Here is a 21259-nt window from a genome sequence, read left to right on the forward strand (position 1 = left end):
CCCGGTGCGTCCCGCACTCGCCCCCGTCCCTCCCCAGACGAGGAAGAACCATGACCGAACCGATTCGTGTAGGTGTCATCGGCGCCGGTACCGAACGGGGCTGGGCCAGGACGGCCCATCTCCCGGCCCTCGCGGCGCTGCCGGAGTACGAGCTGACGGCGGTCGCCACGACCCGCGCCGGCAGCGCCCGCCGCGCCGCCGAACAGTACGGAGCCGCCCACGCCTTCACCGACCCGGCCCGCCTCAGCGGCCACGCCGAGGTGGACCTGGTGGTCGTCGCGGTGAAGACACCGGACCACGCCGACCTGGTGCTGCCCGCCCTGGAAGCGGGCAAGCACGTCTACTGCGAATGGCCGCTCGGCCGCACCACCAAGGAAGCCGAGGTGATGGCCGAGGCCGCCCGGCGGGCAGGCGTCCACGCGGCCGTCGGCCTCCAGGCGCGGCACGCACCCGCCGCCCGGCACGCCCGCCGGCTGCTCACCTCCGGCGCCATCGGCCGGGTCACCGCGGCCAACGTCTTCGCCACCCGCGCCAAGGGAGCCGGCGGCACCGTCACGTCCGACGCCGTCTACACCCTCGACCGGCGAGCCGGCGCCGGAACCCTGGAGGTCGCCGGCGGGCACACCCTGGACCTGCTGGAGTTCCTGTGCGGATCCGTCGGCAGGCTCTGGGCGTCCCTCTCCGTCCAGCAGCCCCGGCTGACCGTGTCCGACACCGCCGAGAGCGTCGGCGTCACCAGCGCCGACCACCTCGTCATCGGCGGGTTCCTGGTCACCGGCGTGCCCGTGTCGGTGCACGTCCACGACGGCAAGGCCGGGCACGCCCGCACCCGCCTGGAGTTCTCCGGCACCCGTGGCACCCTGACCCTCGTCTCCGAAGGGCCCGGCGCGGGACACGGCATCCAGATCAGCGACATCCGCCTGTACGAGGACAAGAGCGCCGCCACCGACGGCCGCCAGGAGGTGGCGGTGCCGCCGGACTGCCGGACCGCCGTGGACGTGCCGGACACCGCCGTACGCAATGTGGCGGAGCTCTACGCCGCACTGGCCCGCGACATCCGCGGCGGCTCGCACACCGTCCCCGACTTCGAGACCGGACTGCGACTGCACCGGCTCCTCGACACCGTCCGCTCCGCCGACCAGGCCGCGGCGAGCCAGGTCCGGGAGGTATGAGATGACCGTCCAAGTCTTCGCGCAGCGCCCGACGGCGCAGCCCACGCGGCAGCCCGCGGCGAGCTTCCTGACCGCACTCACCGGCGGCGACCCGTCCTGGGACGCCTGGCGCGACCCGTCCGTACCCGAGAACGTCGAACACCCGCCCGAGGTGGTACGGCTCCTGGCCTTCCTCGACACCGAGGTCGACCCGGACGCCGTCGACCGGGAGGGTGAGATCCCGCCGTTCGTGATCGCGCGGCTGCGCGACCTCGGCGCCTTCCGGCTCGCGGCGGGCGAGGACCTCGGCGGGCTCGGGCTGACGCCGTACGCGCTGTTCCGGACCGTGGAGGCGGTCGCCTCCCGCTCCGTCGCGATCGGCTTCCTGCTCGCCGTCCACAACGGCATCGGGGTCGCCACCTCGCTGCTGCCGACGCTGCCGCACGGCGCCCTGCGCGATCTGATCCGGCGCCGCACCCGCGAGGGCATGATCTCCGGCTTCGCCGACACCGAGCCCGCCGGACAGGGCAACCAGTGGCCGCGGACGACCGCCACCCCCACCCCCGACGGCTCGGCGTACGTCCTCAACGGCGACAAGCTGTTCATCAGCAACGGACCCGTCGCCGACCTCCTGGGCGTCACCGTGACCGTCCGCGACGAGGACGGCCCCTGTGTCGGCCTCGCCGTCGTGGACACCCGCACCCCAGGCTTCGAGGTCCGAGCCGGCCTGGAGTGCCTGGGCGTACGGGGCCTGCCCAACGGGTGGCTGCGCCTGAACGGAGTCACGATTCCCAGGGACCATGTGGTCACGGTCGCCCACGGCGACCCCCGCCGCACCCCGGAACGGACCTCGGCCCTCCTGACCGCGCGGCTGCTCATCCAAGGGGCCCCCGCACTCGCCCTCGCCCGCAACTGCCTGCGCTGGTCAAGGGAGTTCACCGCGCGCCGCCGCGTCGACGGCATCGGCCTGGGGGAGTACGACCTCATCCAGCGCACCCTCGCCGCCAACGCGGCGGACGTACGCGCCATGGACGCCGTGGTCCGCTGGAGCCTCGGCGCCCCGGCCCCCGGCGAACGCTGGTTCGAGCGCATGCTCGCCCGCAACTTCTGCACCGAGGCGGCCACCAGGGTCGTGGACCGTACGGTCTCCCTCCTGGGTGGCGAAGGGCTGGAGACCGACCGCTCCAAACGCCGGCGCGGGGCACCGCCCGTGCCGCTGGAGCGGGCCTACCGGGACATCAGGGTGCTGCGCACCGCGGGCGGCGTGGACGACCTGATCGACGTCCAGGCGGCCCAGGCCCTGCTCGCGCACCTCGCGGACACCGAGCCGGCCGGCGGTTTCCGTGACGGTGCCGTACCGGGCGTGCTCCCGGCCACCGAGAACTTCTTCCCGCGCAACGCCCGTCACCTGCACGACCTGCACGAGGACCTGGCCCGCTTCGCCGCCGCCTGCCATGACATCGGCACCCGCGCGGCGAAGGGGCGGCCATCAGGTTCTCAGCAGTACCCGCTGTTGCTGATCGGCCGCATCGCCCGCGAACTGCTGGGCACCGCGGCCGCCCTCGCCACGGCCGAACAGGACGGTCACCAGCGGCTCACCGACGTCCACTGCACGGCCGCCCGGTTCCGGCTGCGCGACCTGTGGGCACAGCTCGACGCACCGGACCAGCCGGACCACGCCGGCATCGCCCGCGCGGTGCTCTCCCGGGACCGGCACCTCGACGGTCTGCTCGGCCTGTGACCCCGCCCGCGGACCCGACAGGAGCCTCGTGATGCACCCCGCCACCCCGCACCCCGCCCGGCACGCCACCCCGCCGCCTCCACCCGCGGGCCCGCACCGCACGACAGCCGCGCTCCCGCCCGTGGACCCCGACCGCTCGACGGCCCTGCTCCTGCCTGCCGACCCCTACCGCACGACAGCCGTCCTCCCGCCCGCGGACCCCGACCCCACGACGGCCCTGCTCCTGCCTGCCGACCCCTACCGCACGACAGCCGTGCTCCCGTCCGCGGCCACGCACCTGCTCTCCTCGCACGAGATGTTCCACCGGCTGATGGCCGCCCCCTGGGCGAACCGCCCGCCCGCCCATGCCGTTCCCACGAGGCGCCCGTGACGGGCCCGGCCGGGGCCCGGCTGAGCGTCGCCGCCATCGACGACTATCTCGGGCCCGGCGAGCACCGCTACTTCGGTGCCGGCTTCCGTCGGGTGCTGCACCGGCTGGAGGCCATCCGGGTCTCCCGCCGGCCCGACTCCACCGAGGCGACCGCCCGCGCGTCCGTGACGTACCCCGCCCACTGGTCCGCGAAGGGCACCGGCGAGCTTCTCCCGCACCTCAGCAGCGTCGACGGCCTCGCCCTGGGAGCGCAGCTCGCCGAGATCCTGCTCGGCCACGCCTACGGCCTCGACGCGGGTGCCCGCTCCCGCATGTGGCTGCGCGCGGTCCGCCTGCGCGCCGGCGTCCATCCCCAAGAGGACCTCGACGACATCCCCGTGCACGGCGTCTTCCGCCCCGCAGAGTCGGAGCGCGTCGCCGACGGCCTGCTGGCCTCCTGCCTGGACGTCCGGATCGGCTCGATGGAGGTCCGGTGCGAGATCCAGCACGAAGTGGCGGGCGGTTACCGGCCCGACCGTGCCGAAGCCCGTCACGCGAGCGCCGAGGACGCCCTGGGCGAGCCGTGCCGGCGGTACTTCGCCGAGCTCTTCCGCCACCGCGACCAGCGGGTCACCCGTCTGACCGTCGACCGGGACGCGGGGCGTGTGGACGCCACCGTCCGCATCACACCCGCGCCCGGCGAGAGCCGGCTGCGGCCCACCGGACTGGAGTCCGCCTACCTGCCCAGCGCGTCCATGCTCGACGCCATCACCGTGACGGGCCAGCTCGCCCAGGTCCTGCTGTACGAACTCGACGGCATCGAGCGCGGTGACAGCGGCACCCTCTGGCTGCGCAAGGCAGCCCTGTCCACCCGTATGCCGCTGCGGGCAGTGGATCACGCCTTCCCCGTGCACGCGCACATCGAGGACACCCGCCTGCTGATCATCGCCGACGACACCTGGCGGGTCTGCGACCTCGGCTACGCCTTCCACGGCATCACCGGAGGGTTCTCCGTGGCACACCGACTACCCGACTCCGTGGCACACCGACTACCCGACCGAGGACCACGATGACGACCACAGCCCCCACACCGGAGCGCGCGGAAGGCAACCGTACGTCCATGCGGCGCCTGGCCGTCTCCGGTACGTACAGCACCGGCAAGACCACGACGACCATCGCCCTCGCCCACCTCACGGGGGTACCGCGCACCCACGCCCGGACCATGCGCGAGATCCTGGCCGACGTGCTGCCGGGCAAACGCCTGGAGGAGTGCACGGCCGCCGAACTGATCCAGCTGGGCATCCACCGGTTCACCGAGCGGACCGTGCACGAGTCCCACCTCCCCGACGGGTTCGTCTCCGACGGCTCCTCCCTGCACGAGTGGGTCTACGGCAAGGTGCGCGTCCGCGCCGGGATCCATCCCACCGACGGCTACGAGACCGGCGGATCGGCGCCGGCCTTCTACGAGGAGGTGATCGACGCCCTGGGCGCCGTGCTGAAGGACCACGCTCGCCGGGCCTACGACGTCTTCATCCATCTGCCGGTGGAGTTCGACCTGGTCGCCGACGGGCACCGCCCGGTTTCCGAGCGCTTCCGGAGCATGTCCGACGAGCTGCTGCGCGACACGCTCGACGAGCTGCGCATTCCGTACCACGTCGTCGGCGGCACCCTTGAGAACCGCCTCGCCACCATCGTCGACATCTTCGGCCTGCCCGCGCGAACGAGCCTGGAACGCGCGATGGAACTGGCCCGCCGGGAGACAGCCGACGCCTACCGCCAGACCGCCCGGGCCGCGCGGACCGCCGAGCGCCGCTCCGCGTGAGAACGCGCCGGGGAGCGACCGGCCCGTGCCTCCGGCGCGGATCCCCGGCGGGTCCGTACGGCATGGCCTGGCCCGCCGTCCTGGCCCGCCCGCCCAGCGCGCCACCTCACCTTTCACGACCCCAGTCCCTGACGGTGCGCGCCACCTCACCCCGCTGACGTCCGACCTCTGCAACCGAGGGAGCCCTCATGCCCGGTACCACCACCTCCGCCCCCCGAACGACTGCCCCCACGCCCGCTTCCGTCCCTGCGGTGGCCCCCCTGTTCCGCCCCTTCTCGGTGGGCGGGCTGCACCTGCCCAACCGTGTCGTCATGGCGCCGATGACGCGCAACTTCTCGCCCGGCGGCGTCCCCGGCCCCGAGGTCGCCGAGTACTACGCGCGCCGGGCCCGGGGCGGCGTCGGCCTCATCGTCACCGAGGGCACGGTCGTCGGCCACCCCGCGGCCGCCCCCACCGCCACCGTTCCGCGCTTCCACGGCGAGGACGCCCTCGCGGGCTGGGCCCGGGTCGTGGAAGCGGTCCACGCCGAAGGCGGCCGCATCATCCCGCAGTTGTGGCACGCCGGCCTGGAACGCAAGGGCGACGACGTGCCCGACCCGCAGGTGCCCGCCGCCGGGCCCGGCACGCTCTCCGAGTCCGACATCGCCGAGGTGGTCGCCGCGTTCGCCCAGGCCGCCGCGGACGCACAGCGCCTGGGCTTCGACGGTCTCGAACTGCACGGCGGACACGGCTACTTGATCGACCAGTTCCTCCGTCCCGAGACCAACACGCGCACCGACGGATACGGCGGTGACCTCGGCGGCCGCACCCGCTTCCCGGCCGAGCTGGTGGCGGCGTGCAGGGCCGCGGTCGGCTATGACTTCCCCCTCTTCCTGCGGATCTCCCAGTGGACCGTCGGCGACTTCGGCGCCCGGCTGGCGGCCACCCCCGACGAACTGGAACTGATGCTCGGCCCGCTGATCGAGGCGGGCGTCGACGTCATCGACTGCTCGACCAGGCGCTTCTGGCTGCCGGAGTTCCCGGGCTCGGACCTCTCGCTGGCGGGCTGGGTGAAGAAGCTGACCGGCCTGCCGACGGTCGCCGTCGGCTCGGTCGGGCTCGACGACAGCGAGTTCCTGAGCGCGCTCATCGAGGGCAAGGGCGCGGCGAACGGTTCCCTGGACCGCCTGGTGGAGCGCATGGAGCGGGACGAGTTCGACCTCGTGGCTGTCGGCCGGCTGCTGCTCTCGGACCCGGAGTGGGTGGCCAAGATCCGTGACGGCCGCGAGGGCGAACTACGCCCGTTCTCCGCCGAGGCCCTGCTCAGCCTCTGATTCACCGGATGCGGTGCTGCTTCCAGAAGGCGGTCAGGTCCTTGTCCGTCACGGACTGCGCCGCCTTCTTGAAGTCGGCGGTGGTGGAGACGCCGTACCAGTGGTCGTGGGCGTACCGCTTGAGGAGGCGTGCCATCGGTTCGGCTCCGACGGTGCGCTCCAGGTCGGCCAGGGCGCAGGGGCCGGCCGTGTAGATGAGGTGGTACTCGCCTGGATGCGTGCTCCAGTACGCCATCGAGTTGGTGAGCGCGCTGGACTGGTTGGGCCAGCCGACGTCCGACCAGCAGTCGCGGGTGTTCACGCCGTAGAAGCGGTAGTTGGCGTACTGGGCGAAGCTCTCGTCCAGCCAGGGTGCGCCGTACTCGTCGTTGCCGACGATGCCGTACCACCACTGGTGGGCCACCTCGTGGGTGACGGCGCTGCCTTCCGCGGTGGTGCCGAGGATGACCAGGCCGGGGTACTCCATGCCGCCGCCGAAGTCCTTGGTCATCACGAAGTCGATCTCGCCGTAGGGATACTGGCCGAACTCCTTGCTGAACCGGTCGACGGCGGCGACGCCGTCCTTGCGGTTGATGCGCACACCCGCGGCGGGTGTGTTCGGCGCCCAGTACGACTTCACGCGCACGCCGCCGGGCGAGGTGTCCGTCGCCGTACGGAACGGGCCCGCTGCCCATGCGAAGTCCCGCACCTGGTGCGCGATGCTGTGCGTGACCGTGCGTCCGGGCTCGCCGCGGGTCGTCCAAGTGCGACCCGTGGCCGGGACCTTGAGGGCTGACGGGTGGTCGATACGCACACGGAAGTCGCTCGCCAGTGCGTAGAAGCTCTCGCCCGTCGACACGTAGGGGTCGAGGTGCCAGCCCTTCGCATCGTGCACGGCGAGCACCGGCAGCGCATTGCCGAGGAACCGGAACGTGCCCTCGCGGCCGAAGCGGGCGTTGCGCTGCGGCACGGCGACGGACACGTCGAAGGAGAGTGCCGTCCGTTCGCCGTGCGCGAGGGGCTTGGGCAGGGTGATGCGCAGTGCCGTGCAGTTCACGCTCAGGCGGCCCGCGGTGCCACCGTGGATGTCGGACACCTTGACGGGGCTTGGCTTGCCCGGTGTGCCGCACTTGTCGTCGCCGTTGCCCCACAGACGTATGTACACCTCACGCAGGGGCCGGTCGGAGGCATTCCTGAACGACACCCGCTGGTGCCCCGCCCAGTGGGAGCCGTCGGCGTCGCCGCGCAGGGACACGTCGTAGCGAAGCCGGTCGGGCGTCGCGGCGCCGGCGTCGGGAGCCGCTGCCGGCGCGGCACCGGTGGCGCCCGCCGCCACCAGCAGGGTGACGGGGACAACGAGCAGGCGCCGAACGGCTGTTGACCACCAAACAGGTGCACGAAAAGACAACATGCCAGCGGATCCTGCCACAATGCCACCCCAGACACCCGCCACGCCCCACCTCCCGAGTGCGTGGCGCTGAACTCCTTCGCCACCTGGGTGAGTTGGGTGCCGCGGGCGGTCCAGGGGCAGCGTTTCTCGTTGGATGGTTCAGCCCGAGCGGATCACGGTGGACGTCGAGGGGTGTGGCGCGTGCGATGCGGTGAGGAGTGCGCCGTGCACGGTCGCGGATGCCGCCCTGGCGGCATAGCGCGCGGTGTCCGGTGGCCACACGTCACGGTCCTGGTGGATGAGGAGGCTGACCGCGCCGTGTACGCCGGAACACAGCAGTCTGGCGGTCTCGGTGGTGCTCTCCACCGGCACGCCGGCGTCCGCGCAGGCCGCGACCTTGTCCCGGAAGTAGCGGAAACACGCGTCCTCGTTCTGGCGGCTGGCCTCGGTCGCCTCGCCGTCCATCACCAGTCGGTACTGGGCGGGATGGCGAAGCCCGAACGCGATGTAGGCGACGCAGGTTTCGTAGAGGGCGGTCACCGGATCCGGGACCCCCTGGGACACGGCTTCCAGTTCGATGAACAGCGAACTCCACACCCGCAGGCACGTGGCGTGGACGAGTTCCCTCTTCGAGGCGAAGTGGAGGTAGACGGCCGGCGGGGTGACTCCCGCGCTGGTCGCCACCGCGCGAATCGTCACCGCGTCGCCACCACCGTCGTCGAGCAGTTGACCGGCGATGTCGAGAAGCTGCTCCCGGAGCAGGCCTCCTTGGCCCTTGGCGGCGCGAACACGGGCGCCCGTCATGGGAAGGTGCTTCGAGAGGAGAGCGGCATCAGGCTGTCCTCGGTTTGACGGCGGTGACCACCTGGGTCACCCGGGCGCACAGTTCGCCTTCGGCGTCATGCACGTCGACCTCGATGACGGTGTTGCGCCCCACGCGCAGCGGGCGCGCTGTCGCGACCACACTGGTGTGCGCCGGCCGAAGAAAGTGCGTGGTCGACTCCACGGTGGCCGGCGCGGCGCCGACCGGACCGTTGAGGGCGGCGCACACGGCGGCGCTCACATCGGCGAGTCCCATCAACGCTCCTCCGTGGAGGCCGCCGCCCACCGTGGAGAGCGAATGATCGTGCGCCAGCGTGGCCCGCACGCCGGCCGGCGTCATCTCGTCGAACACGACCCCGAGGGTCTTGGCGTACGGCGCGAGCGCGTAGACGTCTTCGGCTGCGAGTGCGGGCACGGGCTGCTCCCATCTGAGTCGAGGCCGTTAAGTTATCGACGTTAACTCAGGCGGTCAACGGGGGACTTGCGGCCGGTGGCACGTCTCGGATGTGCTCGGCCCGGTCACCTCCCGCTGAAGGCGTCCCGCAGTCGCACCAGTTCACGTCGGCGGCGTCGTGCCCGTAGCAGGACCAGGACGGCGGTGGCGGTCAGGGCGGCCCCGCCCGCGGCGGTGGCCGCCAGGTCGGCGGTGCTGCCGCGGGCTGCGGCGAGCGCCACCGCGCCCAGGGTGGTGATCACGGTCGCCGCCAGCGCGATCCGGGCGGACAGCACCCAGTCCTGGGCGAACAGCGGCCGGCGTCTGCTCAGCACCCAAGCGGCGAAGACGGCCCAGGCCAGCCCGATGGCGATCAGCGCGGCGAACGCCGCCCGGGTCCGCGTCGGCAGTGCGTGCGGCTCGGTGGCCCACAGCACCGCGATGACGGCCGCGCCGCATCCCCCGGCCAGGCCCACGGCGAGATGGCGCAGCCGGGACCGCAGTGACACCTCCGCGGCCAGCGCACGCTCGAGTCGCTCGGGCACCGTCCGCCGCGCTGGTCGGTTGTGCTCGGTCATGGCTGGTGTCCCTTCTCGGCAAGGTGGTTGCGCAGCAGGCGCCGGGCGCGGTGCAGCCTGCTCTTGACCGTGCCGGTCGGCACGCCGAGCACCTGCGCGCAGGATGCCAGGGACAGGTCCTCCAGGTGGTGGAGGATCAGTACCTCGCGCTCCAGCGGCGGCAGAGCGTCAAGACCCGCCTCGATCTGCATCGTGGTGAGCACGGTGTCGAGGTCGTCGTCGGCGACGACGGTGGCGGCTTCCTCCATGGCCGTTTCCCGAGTTCTGTACGTGTGCCGCAGATGGTCGGTGACCGTGCGCCGGGCGATGGTGAACAGCCAGGGGGCGAACCGCTCCGGCTGCCGCAGCCGTGGCAGGCCGCGTACCACGGCGACCCACGCCTCCTGAGCGAGATCGTCCGCGAGGTGCGCGGAGCCGACCATGCCCCGGACATAGCGCCACAGCGGCGGATGCCACCTGGCCACCAGTTCGCGGAACGCCTCCCGCTCCCCGAGCTGGCAGCGCACCACCAGCAACGCGTCGCCGCCCACCGCACCTCCTCACCCCGCACCGTCCGTCACACAGGGAGTCGGCGTCCAGGGCGGAAAGGTTCACGGAACCCCGAGCACCCGGCGACCGCGAACCTCCTTTCGGATATAGCTGAAACGTCTGGTCACCATGAGGCCCCGGTTCCAGTCTTGGCGTGCGAGTCCGACCACTCAGCATCCGGGGGATGACATGAAGTCACTCAAAACCGCGGCGGCGGCCCTGCTCTGCGCGGGCGCACTGGTCACCACGACCGGTAGCGCCGAGGCCGTACAGGAGTCCCAGGACGGCGGCACCGCCGTCCTGGTCGTGAACACCTTCCAGAGCCTCGGCACGCAGCGTTGCATGGACGACAGCTATGAATACGGGTTCCGTACGTTCCCCTGCAACAGCGGCCCCTACCAGCAGTGGGACGTCCACGTCTTCAACGACGGCACGCGCCGCTTCCAGAACAAGGTCACGGGACGCTGTGTCTACGACGGCCCGGCCGGGTTCAGCGCCCAGTACTGCGACAGCTCCGAGTACGTGAGCTGGTACGTCAGCCGCCACCACTCGGTGCGCCTCACCTTCCGCAACCAGTACACCGACCGCTGCATCGACGACAGCGACGACAGCGGATTCCGCACCACCCGCTGCAACGGCGGCATCTACCAGGACTGGGTCTGACGCCCCACCACACGGAGAAGAGGCGCACATGGCCGACGAGATGGTGGAACGCGCGCAGCAGTTCATCAACTCCTACAACGTGCCGGGCATCCCGAAGGTGGAGGTGAACGGGCGCACCAGCTGGACGGTGATGTACGGCCTGACCCGGGCGCTCCAGTACGAGCTGGGCATCACCACGCTGTCGGACTCCTTCGGCCCGACGACCCTGAGCCAGCTCCAGTCCCGGTACGGGGCGCAGATCGACGACCGGACCCGGCACGAGAACATCTACCGGATCATCCAGGCGGGCCTGTACTGCAAGGGCTACGACGGCGGCGGCATCGACGGCACCTACAACGGCAGGACCGCGGACTCGGTCGCCCGGCTCAAGGCCGACATGGGCGTGGGCGGGACCTATCCGGGCAGCGGACTGCAACCGAAGGTCTTCAAGGCGCTCCTCACGATGGACCCGTACGTGCGGGTCGGCAACGGCACCGAGCAGGTGCGCCAGATCCAGCAGTGGCTCAACGGCCGGTACGTCCAGCGGCGGGAGTTCTTCATCTGCCCCGCCGACGGGAACTTCTCCCGGGACGTGCAGAAGGCGCTGGTCTTCGCCCTCCAGTACGAGATCGGCATGAGTGACGACGTCGCCAACGGGCGTTTCGGTCCCGGCACTCAGGACGGCATCAGAGCGCAGGCGATGCTCGGCCTCGGTTCGGCCGACAGCGCCAAGCAGTTCGTGCACCTGTTCCAGGCGGCGATGCGGTTCAACGGCTGGGACGTCGCGTTCGACGGCTTCTACTCGGGGTCGCTGCTCAGTACCGTCGTGGACTTCCAGCGCTTCGCCCAACTGCTGCCCACCACCGGCACCGCGGACTTCCGCACCTGGGCCTCGCTGCTGGTCAGCACCGGCGACCCGAGCCGGCCCGGCACCGCGGCCGACTGCATCACCGAGATCACCCCGGCTCGCGCCCAGTCGCTGCGCGCCGCCGGATACACCACGGTCGGGCGGTACCTGACCAACGCGAACGTCACGAACCCGAAGAACAAGAAGATCCAGCCCGGCGAACTCGCCGCCATCGTCGCGGGCGGCCTCTCGGTCTTCCCGATCTACCAGACCAACGGCGGCGACCCGGAGTACTTCAACGCGCGCCAGGGCGCCACGGACGCCCTGGCGGCCCTGGAGGCGGCGCGCGGGCACGGCTTCCGTGCCGGGACCACCATCTACTTCTCCGTCGACTACGACGCCGTCGACGAGGAGATCACCAGCCGGGTCATCCCGCACTTCCGCGGGCTGGTGGGCCGTATGGCCGCCTACGGCAGCGAGTACCGCGTCGGCGTCTACGCGCCCCGCAACATCTGCAGCCGGCTCGCCAAGGCCGGTCTGACGGTGTCCAGTTTCGTGTCGGACATGTCGACCGGCTACAGCGGCAACCTGGGTTTCCCGCTGCCGAAGGACTGGGCCTTCGACCAGATCGCGACGATCACCGTGGGCTCGGGTACCGGCTTCATCGAGATCGACAAGGATGTCGCCTCCGGACGCGACACCGGGCAGACCCAGTTCACGCCCCGGGGGCCGGACACCGCGCTGGACGTGCCCTTCGACATGAGCCGCCGGGGTGCCCTGACCACGGATCTCGTCCGCTACATCGTGGACAACGGCTACGACGACCTGCACCGGCTCCGCAGCGCCGAGGAGTGCGCCACCAAGGTCCTCGACATGGATGCACTGATCACGGGTCTCGCCCGGTCCTTCCGGATGCGCAAGTCGCTCATGCAGGCCGTGATCTTCTGGGAGTACCAGGCCGACTACTCGGACGAGCTCGCGGACGGCCTGGTCGACAACTACTACAGCTGGAAGGAGGCGATGGCCGCCTGGGAGGAGAACCCCATCGGGCCACCGCCCCCGCAGCCGCCCACGTTCAGGGACGACTCCAGCACGGGCGTCGCCCAGATCTTCGGCAGGACCGGGATCAGGGCCCGTAACCACTGCATCCGCGCGGACGTGATCTCGGGCCCGATCCAGGACACGGAGGACTGGCGGGCGCGCCGGGCGGTCTGGGACCAGCTGCGCAACGACGACGACTACAACGTGAGCACCGTCCCGCTGATCCACATCTGGTCCGCTGCCATCAACGGCATCACCGCCGACCGGCTGAGCTACACCGACGCCGACATCGTCACGGTGCTGGCCCAGTACAACGGCGCTGACGAGTACGGGCGTCGAGCTCGCGACCTCTACCGCATCTTCGAGACCTACAACGCGGCCCTGCGCGGCTGAAGGGGGAACCGGCATGCAGATCAGAGACACGGACACGCCGGGCGGCAGAGGCCTGCCCCGGCGGACCCTGCTGCTCACCGGACTCGCGGGGGCGGTGGCGGCCGGCATCTCCTTGCCGACGGCCGCTCCCGCCTCGGCCGCGGCCCGAACCACCAGCACCAACGGATGGCCGCTCACCACCACCGGCATCAACACCCTGCCGGTCCCGGGCACCCCGGCCTCTGTCGCACTGCTGGAGGGCGATGTCTCCACGGTGCTCGTGCACGTCATCCGCCGCTTCCACTACGAGGTCGAGGAGGTGGCCCGCCACGAACTCGCCGGGCACCGCCCCGCGGCGGGGCTGACAGGACACACCACCAACTACGCCTCCGGCACGGCCGTCGAGATACGCCCGGCCGCCTACCCCCTGGCCGCGACCGGCGTGCTGTTCCCCCACCAGCTGGCCGTGGTGCGCGACATCCTCAAGGAGTGCGGGGGAGTGCTGGCCTGGGGCGGCCACCTGCGCCGACCGCATGCGGCGCACTTCCAGATCGCCGTACGCCCCGGTGATCCCCGGCTCCACGGCCTCGCCCAGCGGATCCAGGGTTGGACCCGGGCTCCGGGGCAGGGCGCGGGAGTGCTCACCCTGGGCGCCTGACCTGGGCCGCATTCATCCGGACGGGACCGGTGGAACGCCGCGGCGGCCGTCCACCAGCGCCTCCCCCAGCGGGGTCGCGCTGTGGTGGACGGCCGGTCCGCGGCGCCGGGTGACGATCAGCCCGGAGTCCCGCAGAGCGGCGGTGTGGTGCGACACCGAGGCAGGGGAGACGACGAGCCGCTGGGCCAGCTCCCCCGTCGACCCACCGTCCGTGGTGAGGGCGGCGAGCAGATCGGCGCGGGTCCGGCCCAGGAGGGTGCGCAGGGCCTCCCGGGGGTCGCGGAGCAGTTCGGCGTCCGGCTGTGCCCAGCCCAGGTCGTGGGCTATCGGGTGGACTATGACCGGGGGCAGACCGGGATCGCGCAGGGTGATCGGAGCGCGCCAGCAGAAGAACGACGGCAGCAGGAGCAGACCCCGCCCGTCGAGGTGGATGTCGCGGTCGCAGGCGCTGGTCATGGTGAGCCGGCCGGGCAGCCAGCGCAGGTCCGGGTGCAGGGTGGCCAGCATGCCCTCGACGCCCCCGTCCGTCATGGCCCGCATCCGCAGCGCACGGTCTCGGTCGAAGGCCGTGCGCACCCGGGTCCAGTGCGGCCGCAGCGCGACGGCGAAGTAGTCGCGCAGGGTCCGGTCGAGGCGGCGCAGGGTGGCCAGGTCCCCCTCGGCCAGGGAACGGGTCCAGGTGCCGGGACGCTGAGCGGCGGCCAGCCACCCGACGTCCCGGCGCAGCACCCGTCTCGGGGTGGACAGAACGGCGTCGAGTCCCGCCTCCAGCCCGTCCCCGCCGGGGGCCGGGGTGAGGAAGTCGGCCGAGTAGCCCCGGGGCGGGGCGAGGTCGAAGAGCATGTGGACGGCGGCGGAGAGCCGCGACCGCACCTGTCTCTTCCACGGGCCGAAGACGACCGCGCCGTCGTCGCCCCTGACCAGATGCAGGCTGAGCAGCAGCTCCCACATCGGATCCGGTCTGCTCGCCACCCGTACGCGTGCGATGTCCGCGCTCGTGAAATGGAACGTCAGCATGTCATCCCCCGAAATGCGAGGCAGGCCTTGGTCAGGGGCCTGGAAATGGTTCCGCAAAAGTAGGAGCCTCATGCTGGCACGAGGGTTGTGGGAGTGGCCGATACCGGCTGGAGAATGGCGGGTTCAGGGCAGGTTCGTCCACCGGTGCGAGGAGATGTTGTCGTTGAGCCATTCCCCTGACCCCGGGCCCGTGTTCGCGTCGAAGGTCCACTCGCGAAGGTCGCTGAGTCCTACGCCGTTGTAGACGCCCCGACGCGCACCGGTGTAATTCAGGCCCCAGTACACCCAGATGTCGTCCAGGTTGCCCGGATAGCCGTTGTTCCAGAGCGAGCTCACCTGGTTACGGCAGCTGCCCCAGTCCGGGGCCTCTCCCGACCAGTCGTCGCACCACCCCGAGTAGCCCCTGTTGTAGTAGACGTGGAGATAACCGTCGGCGGCCGCGCGCGCCGAGGGCACGGGAACGGGTTCGGATGCCTGGGCGGTGAGCGGTGTGGCCGCCACCGTCACGGCGGCGAGAGCCGCGCCGATCAGAGTGGTGCGTACTGTTCCCATGGTCTTTCCTCTCGTTGCGGATTTCGGATTCATGAGGACGTGCCGGCCTTCCGTGTGAGATCGCGGGCACGGGAGAGCGCGCTCAGTTGCAGTTCCCGGTAGGTACGCACGGCCGACTGGTATTGCCGGTCAAGGCGGTGGGCGTACTGCAGGTCCAAGTCCCTCGCGGTCTTGGCCAAGCCTGAAGTGTGGGCGCACCGCGCCTCGGTGACGGCCAGGGCGATCTCCTGGCTCCTGGGAAGAGGGGACGTGCGCGAACCGGTCGCCGCTCGCAGGTCGGCCGGGCTCGTGGCCGGGTGACCTGCGGCCCGCATGCACGCGGACCAGGGCTTGACCGCCTTCGCGAACCGCGGATCCTCGGTGACCCTGACACGGCGGAGTTCCGTGAGCGCGTCCGCGGTGACTTTCGCCTGGAACCATGTCTCCAGGTCTCCGTAGAGCGTCGCGTCGGCCTCCGACTGGCAGCCCTTGGGACTGCGTTGGTACACCATGCCGTCGGGGGTCCTGGCCGTCACGGTCAGGGGGCGTGAACCGTTGGCCGCTGTCAGAGCCGCTGCCCGTCGCGTGGCCGGCAGTCCACGGAAATACCGCTGATTGACATCCGTTTTCCTCAGCTCGGACAGTTCGTGCTGTATGTCCGTGCCGTAGCCGTGTTTCCGGGCCCACGCCACGTCGTTGAGCACGTAGGGAAACTCCCGGGCCTCCGGAACCGGGTTCTCTTCGACCGGTCGGTATTCGAAGCCCCTGCGTTGCATGCAGTCACGCAGCAGGATCTGGCCGGCGTCATGCAGAAGACTCAACTCCTGCGGTGACGGCTCACGCGGTTCGTGTCCGGCCGCAGCAGTCGCGGAGGACGGCGGGGAATCGGTGAACGTGTGAATACCGCCCGCCACGGCGGCCAAAGCAACGCACACGACACCGACCGTGACAAAGGGGCCACCTGTGCCGCGAGTTCGCCGAAATGCCGCCACTGCTGGCCCCCTCTTATCGCATCTGGTAGCGCCAGCAGATACTCGCGTGACCGGTCGACGACCGGCAATGAATTCGATGACGATGGAAAGGTTGGGCACAGCGCCGGAGAAGCAATACGCAGGCTTCTCCTGGGGACGGTCAGGGGATGCGTGCCGTCCAAGCCGGTGAGGTGAACTTGGTACGCATGAGTTCGCGCGCCTTGGCCATCTCCGCGTCCGTCACCCGGCCGTCGCCGAGCCCGTACCGTGCCCGGAAGGAGTCGACCAGCCCGTCGATGACGGCGGCCCGGGCCAGACCAGTCTGTCGTCGCAGCGGATCCACCCGCTTGTTCGCGCTCTTCGTGCCCTTGTCCGACAGCTTCTCCCGCCCCGTACGCAGCACGCGAACCATCTTGTCGGCGTCGATGTCGTAGGCCATGGTCACGTGGTGCAGCACGGCGCCCGGACCGCCGTCCGGCCCCACGAGACGCTTCTGCGCCGCGCCGGCGATCTTGCCCTGGTCGGTGGCGATGTCGTTGAGCGGCTGGTACCACGCCTTGATGCCCAAGGTGCCGAGGGCGTCGAGGACCCAGTCGTCGAGGTAGGCGTAGCTGTCCTGGAAGGACAGCCCTTGGACCAGTGCCTCGGGCACCGACAGCGAGTAAGTGATCGTGTTGCCCGGCTCGACGAACATCGCTCCGCCACCGGAGATACGGCGCACCACCTGCATGCCGTGCTCCTCGGCGGCTTGCAGGTCGACCTCGTTGCGCAGGGACTGGAAGCTCCCGATGATCACCGCGGGGCTTGCCCATTCCCACACCCTGAGCGTCGGCGGGCGGCGTCCGGCCGCGACTTCGGAGGTGATCACCTCGTCCAGCGCCATGTGCAGCGCCGGGCTCTGAGGACCGTCGTGGATGAGTTGCCAGTCGTAGTCGGTCCAGTCACTGGCGTGGGCGAGGGCTCGTCGTACGGCGATGGCGACACCCTCCGAGGTCAGCCCGTACATGACCGTCCCGTCGGGGAGCGCGTCGTCGATGCGGGCCGCCAGCCCGGCGGCGTCGGTGTCCGCCGGAGCGCCGTCCAGGGCGCGGTTCACGGCGCCGAGGGCTTCGTCGGGTTCGAGGAAGAAGTCGCCGGCGACCTGGGGATGCCGCAGCACGCCGTCCTCGACGTCGACGTCCACGACGACGAGCTTGCCGCCGGGAACCTTGTACTCACCGTGCATGATCTCTCTCCTGCCTGCCGTGCGGTGCAACAGCGTGAGAGGTGCGCGTGTTCCAGGAGCGGCACGCACGGGGGCGCGTGGCGTGCGTCACTCGCCGCTCATGCCGACCGGCTACTGCGCGGTGCTGGGGCAGCCGGTGTCGGTGGACCGGTCGTGCAGGTATGCCGATCGTTCGCGTGGGGTGAGGGGGTCGGTGTCGGCCTGGCAGATGGTGCGGATCGCCTGGTCGGGGTCGGGTAGGTCGATGTTCCACAGCTCGGCGGTGCCGCCGTCGGCGACGGCGAGCGTGCGTCCGTCGGGGCTGAATTCCAGGGTTGTCGGCTTGCGGGCGGGCAGCGTGGTGCGGGGCTGGAGGGTGGCGAGGTCCCACAACTGGATTCCGCGTGGGCTGCCGGTGGCCAGGGTGTGTCCGTCGGGGCTGAAGGCGAGCGAGGACACCTCGGCACTGACACGGAAGGTGTCCTGGAGTCGTCCGGTGCGGGTGTCCCAGGTCCTGACGGTCCCGTTGCCGGTGCTCGCGGTGGCCAGCGTGTGTCCGTCGGGGCTGAACGTCAGGGTCAGTCCGGCTGTGGTGCCGGGGTCGATGGTGCGCCGGGGGTGCCCGGTCGCGGCGTCGTGCAGGGTGATCTGATCGCCGTCCGCTGTGATGCGTACGACGGCGAGGGTGCGGCCGTCGGACGTGAAGGCGACCGCTCTGACGGGCTCGTCGTGGCCGGTACGGGCGACGCGGAGGGCGCCGGTCGCAAGGCTCCAGATCCGCACCGAACCGTCTCTGCCGACGAGCGCGAGGCGTGTGCCGTCAGGGTCGAAGACGGCCCCGTCGAGGGCGCCTTGGACCCGGCTGTGGCGCAGGCGGCCGGTCGCGACGTCCCGGACTTCGATCCGCTGGTCACGGACGGAGGTGCGGAGCGTCCGGGCGGCCAGGCCCTGGCCGGTCGGGCCGAGCGTCACGGCGGCGGGGCGGGGCATCACGAACGGCTCGGGCCATCCGTGCGGTGCCGGGTCGGTGTCGAGCCTCAGGACGGATCGGGGGTGGCCGGTACGGGCGTTCCAGAGCTGGATGACCCCGCGGCCCGGCGGGCCTGGGCGCACGGTCGCCAGCGTGCGCCCGTCCCGGCTGAAGGCCAGGTCGCTGAGGGAAGTGCCGGTGCCGGTCGGGCCGGTGAGGGTGGTCCGCGGACGGTCGGCGGGCAGACGGTGGACTCGGACGGTGGGGTCGAGGTTGCCGCTGGTGATCAGGGTCCGGTTGTCCGGGCCGAGGGCCACGGTCATGAGCCCGCGGCCATGACGGCCTGCGGTGACGGTGGACCGCAGGGTGCCGGTGGCGGTGTCCCACAGGCCCACGGTGTCGCCGATGCCCGGGACGGCGAGGGTGCGTCCGTCGGGGGAGAAGGCCACTCGGCTCGACGTGCCGGGGCCGGCGTCGATGGTGTGCCGGACCTCGTCGGTGGCCACGTCCCGTAGTTGCAAGGTCCCGTCGGTGCCGGCATACGCGTAGGTCCGGCTGTCAGGACTGAAGACCGCCGTGTACGTGTAGGGAGGCATGCGGTGGCCGCCGGTGGTGCGGGTCCGGCCGGTGGCTGTGTCCCACACCCGCGTGCGCCCGTCGAGGGCGACCGTGGCGAGGGTGTGTCCGCCTGGACCGAAGGCAACCGCCTCCGGGTCGGGCAGGCCGGTGAAGTGGTGGCGGGTATGGCCGGTGACGACGTCCCAGATCCGTACGCCCGTGTGGGAGGCGGCCGCGATGTTGTGGCCGTCGGGGCTGAAGGCGACGGCGCGTACCGGATTGTCGGGTACGGCGAAGGTGGCGAGCTTCCGGCCCGCTTCCGCATCCCACAGCATGACCTGGCCGGTCCTGCCCTCGGCAGTCGTGGCCAGGGTGTGTCCGTCGGGACTGAACGCCGCGACGGACGTGATGCGGTGGTCGGTGAGCGTGCGCAGGAGCCTGCCCTCGGGCAGGTTCCATATCCGTACGGTGCCGTCCGCGCTCTGGGTGGCGAGGGTGTCTCCGTCCGGGCTGAGGGCGAGGGACTGCACGGGTGCGGTGCCCGCGGTCAACCGTTGGGGCAGCGGTAGCGCGGCGGCGGCATACAGGGCGGCGCTGGCTTCGCGGCTCGGGCTGGTGCGGTAGGCGTGGACGGCGAGCAGTGCGGCGAGGTCGGGTTCGGTGTCCAGCAGGGCGCGGGACTGGGCGGCCAACTGCCGCGACTGGGCCAGCTGTTGGGCGCTGACCGCGCTGTGCCACTGTCTGACCGCGAGGCCGGCGGCGATGAGGGCGAGGCACAGGGCGGTCGTGACGGCGCCGAGCAGCAGCCGATGGCGGCGGCGCCCCTTGTGCGCATGGGCGCGGCTGGCGTCGAGGAAGGCACGCTCCAGGTCGGTCAACTCCCCGTGCGGCGCGGTGCCGAGGGTTTCCCGGGCGAGGGCGAGCCGACTGCCTCGGTACAAGGCGCCCGGGTCGCGGTCCAGTTCCAGCCAGGCGTGGGCCGCCTCGGTGAGGCCCCGGTGCACGCGCAGGCGTTCGCGGCCCTCCTCGATCCAGCCGCGCAACCGGGGCCAGGCCGTGATCAGGGCCTCGTGGGCCAGCTCGACCCTTTCACCGTCCAGGGTGAGCAGCCGGGTGGCGGCCAGCGCCTCCAGCACCTCGGCGCTGTCGCCCGCTTCGGTGCCGCGCAGTTCGGCGCGCTCGACGGGACGGCGGGTGTCGGGGGTGCCGTCCCCCGGGGCGATCAGGCGCAGCAGGATCCGGCGGCAGGCCGCTGCCTGGTCGGCGGTGAAACGGTCGTACAACTGCTCGGCGCTCTGCGCGATCGCGCCGTCCAGGCATCCGGCCGCCTCGTAGCCCGCCAGGGTGAGGGTCTTGCCGCGTCGTCGGCGCCAGGTCTCCAGGAGCGCGTGGGACAGCAGCGGCAGCCCGCCCGGCGCGTCGGCGACGTCCTCGACCAGCCGGGCGGTCAGGGCGCGTTCCACCTTCAGTCCGGCGTGCGTGGCCGGCTTGACGACGGCGTGCCGCAGTTCCGCCGGGGTCATCGCGCCGACCAGCAGGTTGGCGTCGCGCAGCGCGTCGGCCAGGTCGCGGTGCTCGGCGCAGCGGCCGTAGAAGTCGCCGCGCACCGCGAGCAGCACCCGCATGCGGTGCTCGGGCTGCCGGGCGCTGAGGAGCAGGTCGATGAAGCGGGCGCGCTCCGCCGGGTCGTGGCAGAGGGTGAAGACCTCCTCGAACTGGTCGACGATGACGAACGTGTCGGCATCGGCGTCCGGGCTGTCGGCCGGGGTGAGCAGGGGTGCGTGGGTGCGGGCGGGGCGCTCGCCCGGCGTCAGGATCCGGATCGCGGCCGCGGGCGGGTCCGGCGGGCCGGGGCGTCGCAGGGCGGGTATCAGCCCGGCCCGCAGCAGGGAGGACTTGCCGCTGCCGGACGGGCCGAAGAGCGCGGCGACACGTCGACGGCGCATCAGGTCGACCAGGTCGGCCGTGAGCCGTTCCCGGCCGTAGAAGAGATGGCTGTCATGGGGCTCGAATCGTGCCAGGCCCCGGTACGGCGCAAGGGCCCCGTGCTCCTTCCCAGGCGCGCCGTCGGCGCACTCCCGCACGGCCTGCTGCCACCGGGCTTCCCATTGGACGGCATCACCGCCGCAGCCCCGTACATAGGCCAGCACCACCGGCAGCGTCGGCAACTGCTCACCCGCTGCCGCCTGCGACAGCGTCGTCACGGAATAGCCCGCGCGCGAGGCCAGCGCCCGGTAGGTCACCCCACCCGCCTCCGCCCGCAGCCGACGTAACTCGAACGCGAACCGCTGCACCGGACCCGCCGCCGGGTCCACCGGCACCTCACGACGCCCCGCCACCCC

At 71.5% G+C, this 21259-nt stretch carries 19 protein-coding genes; 9 read left to right on the forward strand and 10 right to left on the reverse strand.

The genetic code is table 11. The features are described 5' to 3' along the window. Nucleotides 1-50: 50 nt before the first annotated feature. From EJC51_RS43475 to EJC51_RS43500, 6 genes are all read left to right on the forward strand, one after another. Nucleotides 51-1172, forward strand: a complete 1122-nt coding sequence (locus tag EJC51_RS43475; protein WP_126276154.1) for a Gfo/Idh/MocA family protein — start codon at nt 51-53, stop codon at nt 1170-1172. A gap of 1 nt (nt 1173) precedes the next feature. Next, entirely contained in the window at nt 1174-2892 is a 1719-nt protein-coding gene (locus EJC51_RS43480; protein WP_126276155.1) for an acyl-CoA dehydrogenase family protein, read from the forward strand. 31 nt (nt 2893-2923) lie between these two features. Beyond that, nucleotides 2924-3262, forward strand: a complete 339-nt coding sequence (locus EJC51_RS43485; RefSeq protein ID WP_126276156.1) for a hypothetical protein — start codon at nt 2924-2926, stop codon at nt 3260-3262. Beyond that, the gene (locus tag EJC51_RS43490) at nt 3259-4314 is read left to right on the forward strand and encodes an AvrD family protein (protein ID WP_126276157.1); all 1056 of its coding nucleotides are present in this window, start codon (nt 3259-3261) and stop codon (nt 4312-4314) included. Before EJC51_RS43485 ends, EJC51_RS43490 begins: the two co-directional genes overlap by 4 nt. Next, nucleotides 4311-5063: an AAA family ATPase gene (locus tag EJC51_RS43495; protein ID WP_244363149.1), complete on the forward strand. Its 753-nt coding sequence runs from the start codon at nt 4311-4313 to the stop codon at nt 5061-5063. The genes EJC51_RS43490 and EJC51_RS43495 overlap by 4 nt, the downstream gene beginning before the upstream one ends. A gap of 188 nt (nt 5064-5251) precedes the next feature. Next, the gene (locus tag EJC51_RS43500; RefSeq protein ID WP_126276158.1) at nt 5252-6376 is read left to right on the forward strand and encodes an NADH:flavin oxidoreductase; all 1125 of its coding nucleotides are present in this window, start codon (nt 5252-5254) and stop codon (nt 6374-6376) included. A gap of 1 nt (nt 6377) precedes the next feature. Here the strand turns inward: EJC51_RS43500 and EJC51_RS43505 are convergent, their stop codons facing one another. From EJC51_RS43505 to EJC51_RS43525, 5 genes are all read right to left on the reverse strand, one after another. Continuing rightward, the gene (locus tag EJC51_RS43505; protein ID WP_126276159.1) at nt 6378-7766 is read right to left on the reverse strand and encodes a M1 family metallopeptidase; all 1389 of its coding nucleotides are present in this window, start codon (nt 7764-7766) and stop codon (nt 6378-6380) included. A gap of 138 nt (nt 7767-7904) precedes the next feature. Continuing rightward, nucleotides 7905-8549 (reverse strand): TetR/AcrR family transcriptional regulator, encoded by a 645-nt coding sequence (locus EJC51_RS43510; protein ID WP_126276160.1) that lies wholly within the window; start codon nt 8547-8549, stop codon nt 7905-7907. A gap of 28 nt (nt 8550-8577) precedes the next feature. Next, nucleotides 8578-8982, reverse strand: coding sequence for a PaaI family thioesterase (locus tag EJC51_RS43515; RefSeq protein ID WP_126276161.1), 405 nt, complete (start codon nt 8980-8982; stop codon nt 8578-8580). 104 nt (nt 8983-9086) lie between these two features. After that, nucleotides 9087-9578 (reverse strand): transmembrane transport protein, encoded by a 492-nt coding sequence (locus EJC51_RS43520; RefSeq protein WP_126276162.1) that lies wholly within the window; start codon nt 9576-9578, stop codon nt 9087-9089. Beyond that, entirely contained in the window at nt 9575-10108 is a 534-nt protein-coding gene (locus EJC51_RS43525) for an RNA polymerase sigma factor (RefSeq protein WP_126276163.1), read from the reverse strand. Before EJC51_RS43525 ends, EJC51_RS43520 begins: the two co-directional genes overlap by 4 nt. Nucleotides 10109-10295: 187 nt before the next feature. Here EJC51_RS43525 and EJC51_RS43530 point away from each other — a divergent pair, with 187 nt between their 5' ends. The 3 genes from EJC51_RS43530 to EJC51_RS43540 are packed head-to-tail and all read left to right on the forward strand — an operon-like array spanning nt 10296 to nt 13666. Beyond that, on the forward strand, nt 10296-10769 hold the full coding sequence (locus tag EJC51_RS43530; protein ID WP_126276164.1) for an RICIN domain-containing protein: 474 nt from the start codon (nt 10296-10298) through the stop codon (nt 10767-10769). Between the two features lie 28 nt (nt 10770-10797). Then, entirely contained in the window at nt 10798-13029 is a 2232-nt protein-coding gene (locus tag EJC51_RS43535) for a glycoside hydrolase domain-containing protein (protein ID WP_126276165.1), read from the forward strand. 13 nt (nt 13030-13042) lie between these two features. Beyond that, nucleotides 13043-13666: a hypothetical protein gene (locus EJC51_RS43540; RefSeq protein WP_126276166.1), complete on the forward strand. Its 624-nt coding sequence runs from the start codon at nt 13043-13045 to the stop codon at nt 13664-13666. Nucleotides 13667-13678: 12 nt separating this feature from the next. Here EJC51_RS43540 and EJC51_RS43545 read toward each other — a convergent pair whose 3' ends face one another. The 5 genes from EJC51_RS43545 to EJC51_RS43565 all read right to left on the reverse strand — a co-directional run bounded on the left by EJC51_RS43545 (nt 13679) and on the right by EJC51_RS43565 (nt 21256). Beyond that, complete coding sequence (locus EJC51_RS43545; RefSeq protein ID WP_126276167.1) at nt 13679-14683, reverse strand: winged helix-turn-helix domain-containing protein; 1005 nt, start codon at nt 14681-14683, stop codon at nt 13679-13681. Nucleotides 14684-14806: 123 nt separating this feature from the next. Continuing rightward, entirely contained in the window at nt 14807-15235 is a 429-nt protein-coding gene (locus tag EJC51_RS43550; protein ID WP_126276168.1) for a hypothetical protein, read from the reverse strand. A gap of 29 nt (nt 15236-15264) precedes the next feature. Further along, nucleotides 15265-16206, reverse strand: coding sequence for a hypothetical protein (locus tag EJC51_RS43555; protein ID WP_208870784.1), 942 nt, complete (start codon nt 16204-16206; stop codon nt 15265-15267). Nucleotides 16207-16345: 139 nt separating this feature from the next. Continuing rightward, on the reverse strand, nt 16346-17410 hold the full coding sequence (gene lplAB, locus EJC51_RS43560; protein WP_126276169.1) for a lipoate-protein ligase LplAB: 1065 nt from the start codon (nt 17408-17410) through the stop codon (nt 16346-16348). A gap of 111 nt (nt 17411-17521) precedes the next feature. After that, entirely contained in the window at nt 17522-21256 is a 3735-nt protein-coding gene (locus EJC51_RS43565) for an nSTAND1 domain-containing NTPase (protein WP_126276170.1), read from the reverse strand. Between the last annotated feature and the right edge of the window lie 3 nt (nt 21257-21259).

Source organism: Streptomyces aquilus, from assembly GCF_003955715.1.
Classification (GTDB): Bacteria; Actinomycetota; Actinomycetes; order Streptomycetales; family Streptomycetaceae; genus Streptomyces; species Streptomyces aquilus.

Excerpts from the sequence above, each read along its gene's own strand:
- EJC51_RS43475 (WP_126276154.1), top strand. The coding sequence starts at position 51 with ATGACCGAACCGATTCGTGTAGGTGTCATCGGCGCCGGTACCGAACGG.
- EJC51_RS43480 (WP_126276155.1), top strand. The coding sequence starts at position 1,174 with ATGACCGTCCAAGTCTTCGCGCAGCGCCCGACGGCGCAGCCCACGCGG.
- EJC51_RS43485 (WP_126276156.1), top strand. The coding sequence starts at position 2,924 with ATGCACCCCGCCACCCCGCACCCCGCCCGGCACGCCACCCCGCCGCCT.
- EJC51_RS43495 (WP_244363149.1), top strand. The coding sequence starts at position 4,311 with ATGACGACCACAGCCCCCACACCGGAGCGCGCGGAAGGCAACCGTACG.
- EJC51_RS43500 (WP_126276158.1), top strand. The coding sequence starts at position 5,252 with ATGCCCGGTACCACCACCTCCGCCCCCCGAACGACTGCCCCCACGCCC.
- EJC51_RS43505 (WP_126276159.1), bottom strand. The coding sequence starts at position 7,766 with ATGTTGTCTTTTCGTGCACCTGTTTGGTGGTCAACAGCCGTTCGGCGC.
- EJC51_RS43510 (WP_126276160.1), bottom strand. The coding sequence starts at position 8,549 with ATGACGGGCGCCCGTGTTCGCGCCGCCAAGGGCCAAGGAGGCCTGCTC.
- EJC51_RS43520 (WP_126276162.1), bottom strand. The coding sequence starts at position 9,578 with ATGACCGAGCACAACCGACCAGCGCGGCGGACGGTGCCCGAGCGACTC.
- EJC51_RS43530 (WP_126276164.1), top strand. The coding sequence starts at position 10,296 with ATGAAGTCACTCAAAACCGCGGCGGCGGCCCTGCTCTGCGCGGGCGCA.
- EJC51_RS43535 (WP_126276165.1), top strand. The coding sequence starts at position 10,798 with ATGGCCGACGAGATGGTGGAACGCGCGCAGCAGTTCATCAACTCCTAC.
- EJC51_RS43540 (WP_126276166.1), top strand. The coding sequence starts at position 13,043 with ATGCAGATCAGAGACACGGACACGCCGGGCGGCAGAGGCCTGCCCCGG.
- EJC51_RS43545 (WP_126276167.1), bottom strand. The coding sequence starts at position 14,683 with ATGCTGACGTTCCATTTCACGAGCGCGGACATCGCACGCGTACGGGTG.
- EJC51_RS43550 (WP_126276168.1), bottom strand. The coding sequence starts at position 15,235 with ATGGGAACAGTACGCACCACTCTGATCGGCGCGGCTCTCGCCGCCGTG.
- lplAB (WP_126276169.1), bottom strand. The coding sequence starts at position 17,410 with ATGCACGGTGAGTACAAGGTTCCCGGCGGCAAGCTCGTCGTCGTGGAC.